We start from the raw sequence: 4,586 nt of genomic DNA, 5'->3' as shown, positions 1-4,586 counted from the left end.
CGTGATGCGCTGCTGACCTTCTACGATTACCCGGCCGAGCATTGGGAGCATCTGCGGACCTCCAACCCGATCGAGAGCGTGTTCGCCACCGTTCGCCATGGAGCGATCCGAACCAAGGGCGCGCTGTCACAGGACACCGCCCGGTTCATGGTCTTCAAACTCGTCACGGCAGCCGCCAAAACCTGGCGCAGACTCAACGGAGAAAACCAGTTGCCCAAGGTCATCCAGGGCATTACTTTCCGGAACGGCGTCGAGGTGATCGAGACGCCAGCACAGAACGCCGCCTGATCACCGCCATCACCCAATTTCCACCATAGCTCTGGGGGCTCTGATTCTATGCTCTGAAAACGACAAGGTCGTCATTTTTAGTAGCCGCTGATGTGCGAGCAGACGGGGTGAGTGGTGACGAGGAGGGTACTCTGTAAACCTTTCCAAAGCCCCCTTGAGATATTCTTGAGCAAAAACTAGAAAAAGGTCTTAACCAATAGCCCCTTTTTTTTATTTCCGTGCCAGTTATCCCCGTTATCCACAGAAACTACGTCCCAACTACAGGTAAAGTATACAGGTTTTTTTATAGGTCAAGTTATAGGGTTAGGCGGGGGGTAATCGCCCGAAGGATTTGGGGGGCGACCGACCGAGAGTCGCGGAGTGATCGCCCGAAAACGTGGGGGGTGATCGCCTGTTGATAACATTTCTTATTCACAGCGGCGAATTAGCGACTCGGATCTCGGTGATACTCTTTTCTCGTGTGGCCTAGGTTTAGCGGAGATTGATCGTCCACCCAATGAAGAGGGGGTAATCGCCCGAATTATCTAGAATGGGGGTGATTGTTCGAACTTGTGGGCGACGGCTGTAAGGGGGGCAATCGCCCGAACTTGATTGAGTGGAGAGGGGGGTGATCGCCCGAACTGGCGCCCGCGATATGTTTGAGGGGGGGGGTGATCGCCCGAATTGATGTGCTCGATACGCTTAAGGGGGGGGCGATCGACCGAACTGGCGCCCGCGATACGCTTGTGGTGGGGGGTGATCGCCCGAATTGACGTGCTCAATACGCTTAAGGGGGGGCGATCGACCGAACTGGCACCCGCGATATGTTTGAGGGGGGGGGTGATCGCCCGAACTATCCCCGAGGACTACGCCGGTAATCGCGGTCTTGATGCTGATCTTAGATGGTGACCCAGTCGGCGACCGCGCGGAATACAGGGGAAATCCGGACTACGTATCGAGGCACCACTGAAGGCGAGAGGGCCTACCTGACTAGGCATTAACTGCTACGCTGGGCACAGAGAACTTCTTATGAACAACTCCTTCCCGTAGCGGCAGGCGGCGCAGACCCGACCGATACCGACGATCAAGGGCGGGAAGCGGAGATGCGGAGTTGCAGATGTGATCAACGAGCGTCGATTTGAAATCATCATGGTAGGTCGTGTAACACCTTGCTCGTCGACGGAACCCTCAAGGAGGTCCAGCCACCGGCCGCCGCTAGCCTGGGTTCATCACAAGCCCCAAACCCGAGTAAGATCGGGAAGCGGCCCTCGCATAGACCCTGGCATAGGGTTGGACGGCATTAAAAGGGGGGGGTAATCGCCCGACTTAGGAAAAAGGGGGGGTAATCGCCCGAACTGCCCGAAAGAGGGGGGGTGATTGACCGAGTTAGACTCCTGACCGTTCACTCTGGCGCAACGGCAAGCCCGTTGGTATTTTTTGCCCGCCGACGGTACAGACTCAACTAGCCTCCAGCCTCGCGCCGCCAATGATAGTTTTGGGGACCGGCGGCCTCGATGGCAGTAGAATGTAGCCCCCACGAACCTCGTCCATTCGCGCGTCAGGATAGACGGCCCGAACCGACAGAAGCGAGCGTTGGAAAGTTCGCTTGAAATCTCGCGTATCGTGATATTCCTGACCAAACTGGCTCGCGAGATTTGCCCATGTGACGCGCTCTCCGGTCACGCGTGCTACTCGGTGTAAGCGGTGCGACAGCCACGTGTAGATGTCGAGGGCAAGAGACGACCCTTGCAGCGCTGCCAAGGCACGGGGATCCAGAGGGACTGCGGCATCGACGAGTGACTCGTAGAATTTCGTAGTGAGTTGGATGATTCCGGCTTCCAGATCGTCGCTGCCATCTGGTGCTCGCCAGGTGGAAAAGCGCTCGATAGGTTTGGCATCGATGGTGGTGTTCCCATAGCCGAGTGTCATACGACACGCCGAAAGCGCCCGCATCTGCAATCGAAAAGTTCGGTAGTCGCGGCCGTTTGTGCCGATGCCGATCCGCCGCATGAAATCGTGGAGCGACCGCCCTACTTCAACCACTGGTGACTTCGTCCGAACGGCTTCCGTGCTGATGTGGACGAGTGCCAACCGAGGCTTGGGACCGTAGGGCAGGGGTTGCTGCATCCAGGTCTGGTTGGAGTAGAGGCTCCCCGCCTCAACTAGCAGGGACGCGATCCCATTCCGGCGCTCGAATCGTAGGCCTTCAGTGGCCCGCCTAGGCAACCCGACCTGACACAGGACCGTATGCAGGAAATCGGGCCGTTCGGGAGCGGTCTCCGCGATTTCCGTGGCAAAACGAATGATTCTGGCGGTCTCTCTGCTCAGAGGTGCAAAGAGGTCGCCTTGCCCCTCGCTGCCCTCGTGGCCCTCGCTACTCTCAGTCATCTTGCTTCCTCCCCCGGCGGTACCACGCCTCCATCGTTTTCAAACTGGAGTCCGGTCCGTTCAAACGCTGACTTGATCGCTGCCTTGATGGCAGGAAGGACGATGGCGCCTCGCTCAAACCTAATCACGGTGGAACGCCCAACCTGGGCGGCCTGAGCCAAGTCATCGACAGTGAGTTTGACCGCAGCTCTCGCCATCCTGCACTGGGTGCTCGTAATCATATCAAGGCCGATTCTTCAGTTTATCTGACACCTACGGTATCAGATGAATCCGAGCCGGCACAAGAAAAAAGGGGGAACGGCCGAGTCGGCGCCAATGGAGTGGGTGGTAACTCCGTGTTCGAAATCGAGATTCATCCGTTTCGCTGAGTCCGTTGGCCATCATTAGGGCTTTGCGTCGGCATTCGCGAGTTCATCGGACAGGATCGTGAGTCCCTCGACCGAGAGTTCCCGCAGCGCGAGGGCGAGCATCGTGGCCCAGCGCGGCACGGTGGCCCGATCTCGGCACCAGTTGTTAACCTGGCGGGAAGTGACGCCGCTGAGCCGGGCAAACCTGGCCTGGCTGACGTCGGCTTGGCTCAAAAGCCCGGTAAACGCTGACCCTGAGATCGGTTCCATCGATTCATCATAGAACCTGGTTCTATTCCGACTGCAAGCTGGTAGCTTGTTCTTAGTGAGAGGGGCGACCTACACGCGATAATCACTATTATCGCGCGTAGTGGAATTATTTGGGTTGCTATCGGTCAGGCGTCGGCCTATCGGTCGAATCATGGTCGATCAACCTCCCGAATCGGGTCGCGCTCTCGACGGTGAGATCCTGACCGATCCCGCGGAAAACCAAGGCACGGCGGTCGCGCCGGCCCTGACGCCGGCTGGGCAGGCCGCCCTCGCACAGGCGCAGGCGTTCGCGCGCCAGGCGGTCTCGCCCGCGACCCTGCGCGCCTACAAAGCGGACTGGACCCATTATGCTGCATGGTGCGATCGCACCGGCTTTGTCCCGGTACCGGCAACCCCGGCCGTGGTGGGCGCTTATCTCTCCAGCCTTGCGGTTTCTCACGCGCCGACCACGATCCGCCGGCGCCTGGCGGCGATCGGCACAATGCACCGGTTTAATGATCTGCCGTGGAATCCGGCCCATGGTGATATCCAGCATCCGCTGCGTGGCGCCCTCCGCAACCACGGTCGCGCGGTGCAGAAGGCGGCGGCATTGACGCTACCGATGCTGCGCCAGCTGGTCGCCACCTGCGATCGCACCGCGCGCGGCCGGCGCGATCGCGCCTTGTTGCTGATCGGCTTTGCCGCGGCGCTGCGTCGCTCGGAACTGGTGGCGCTGCAGGTCGATGATGTCGCCGAGGACGCGCGTGGGCTGCGGCTCCGCATCCGGCGCGGCAAGACCGATCAGGCAGGGGAGGGGGCTGAGATCGGCGTGCCGCGTGGCCGCCATGTCGAGACCTGCCCAGTCCGGGCGTTCCAGGACTGGATGGAGATCGCCACCCGCAAATCAGGACCTTTATTCCGCCGGATCAGTACCGGCGACACCATTGGGGATGTCGGGATGCATCCCGATGCGGTGCGGCGGATCCTGGCGTATCGCGCCGAAATGGCCGGGCTGGTGATCGAGGGGTTCGATCGCTTGAGCGCCCACGCGCTGCGCGTCGGATTTATCACCGAGGCCTACGCCAAGGGGGTGCGTGACGAGGATATCATGCGCCACACGCGTCACCGCACCCAGAGCGTGATGCGCGGCTACGTCCAGCGCGCCGGTCTGGTCAGTGACAGCCCGGCCGGCATGCTTGATCTCTGATGGCGCTCCGGTTTCCGTGGGAGACCGAGCCTGATTCGCCTGAACCGGTAACCCCGCCGGCGCGACATCCTCTGCCGCCCCCGCTGCCGAAACCGCGGGGGCGTCGGCCGTCTGGCCCATCCCGATCG

4 protein-coding genes and 1 pseudogene are annotated in these 4,586 nt (G+C 60.5%); 2 read left to right on the top strand and 3 right to left on the bottom strand.

Going from position 1 to position 4,586, the window contains the following annotated elements; all coding sequences use genetic code 11:
* A pseudogene (locus B7X49_RS18130) lies at positions 1-288 on the top strand (IS256 family transposase); the annotation flags it as partial.
* 1,437 nt (positions 289-1,725) lie between these two features.
* Here the strand turns inward: B7X49_RS18130 and B7X49_RS18125 are convergent.
* The 3 genes from B7X49_RS18125 to B7X49_RS18115 all read right to left on the bottom strand — a co-directional run bounded on the left by B7X49_RS18125 (position 1,726) and on the right by B7X49_RS18115 (position 3,236).
* Complete coding sequence (locus B7X49_RS18125) at positions 1,726-2,655, bottom strand: replication protein RepA (protein WP_051657654.1); 930 nt, start codon at positions 2,653-2,655, stop codon at positions 1,726-1,728.
* Complete coding sequence (locus tag B7X49_RS18120; protein WP_245594239.1) at positions 2,652-2,852, bottom strand: helix-turn-helix domain-containing protein; 201 nt, start codon at positions 2,850-2,852, stop codon at positions 2,652-2,654. The genes B7X49_RS18125 and B7X49_RS18120 overlap by 4 nt, the downstream gene beginning before the upstream one ends.
* Positions 2,853-3,038: 186 nt before the next feature.
* Positions 3,039-3,236 (bottom strand): hypothetical protein, encoded by a 198-nt coding sequence (locus B7X49_RS18115; RefSeq protein WP_265638438.1) that lies wholly within the window; start codon positions 3,234-3,236, stop codon positions 3,039-3,041.
* Between the two features lie 187 nt (positions 3,237-3,423).
* Here B7X49_RS18115 and B7X49_RS18110 point away from each other — a divergent pair, with 187 nt between their 5' ends.
* A complete protein-coding gene (locus B7X49_RS18110) occupies positions 3,424-4,458 on the top strand; it encodes a tyrosine-type recombinase/integrase (RefSeq protein WP_265638672.1) in 1,035 nt (344 codons plus the stop codon).
* Positions 4,459-4,586 lie beyond the last annotated feature (128 nt).

Source organism: Acidiphilium sp. 34-64-41 (assembly GCF_002282635.1).
Taxonomy (GTDB): domain Bacteria; phylum Pseudomonadota; class Alphaproteobacteria; order Acetobacterales; family Acetobacteraceae; genus Acidiphilium; species Acidiphilium rubrum.
This window is presented reverse-complemented; position numbering and strand designations above follow the sequence as displayed.

Bases quoted from the DNA above. Each gene is read 5' to 3' on its own strand.
- B7X49_RS18125 (WP_051657654.1), bottom strand. From the start codon at position 2,655: ATGACTGAGAGTAGCGAGGGCCACGAGGGCAGCGAGGGGCAAGGCGAC.
- B7X49_RS18120 (WP_245594239.1), bottom strand. From the start codon at position 2,852: ATGGCGAGAGCTGCGGTCAAACTCACTGTCGATGACTTGGCTCAGGCC.
- B7X49_RS18110 (WP_265638672.1), top strand. From the start codon at position 3,424: ATGGTCGATCAACCTCCCGAATCGGGTCGCGCTCTCGACGGTGAGATC.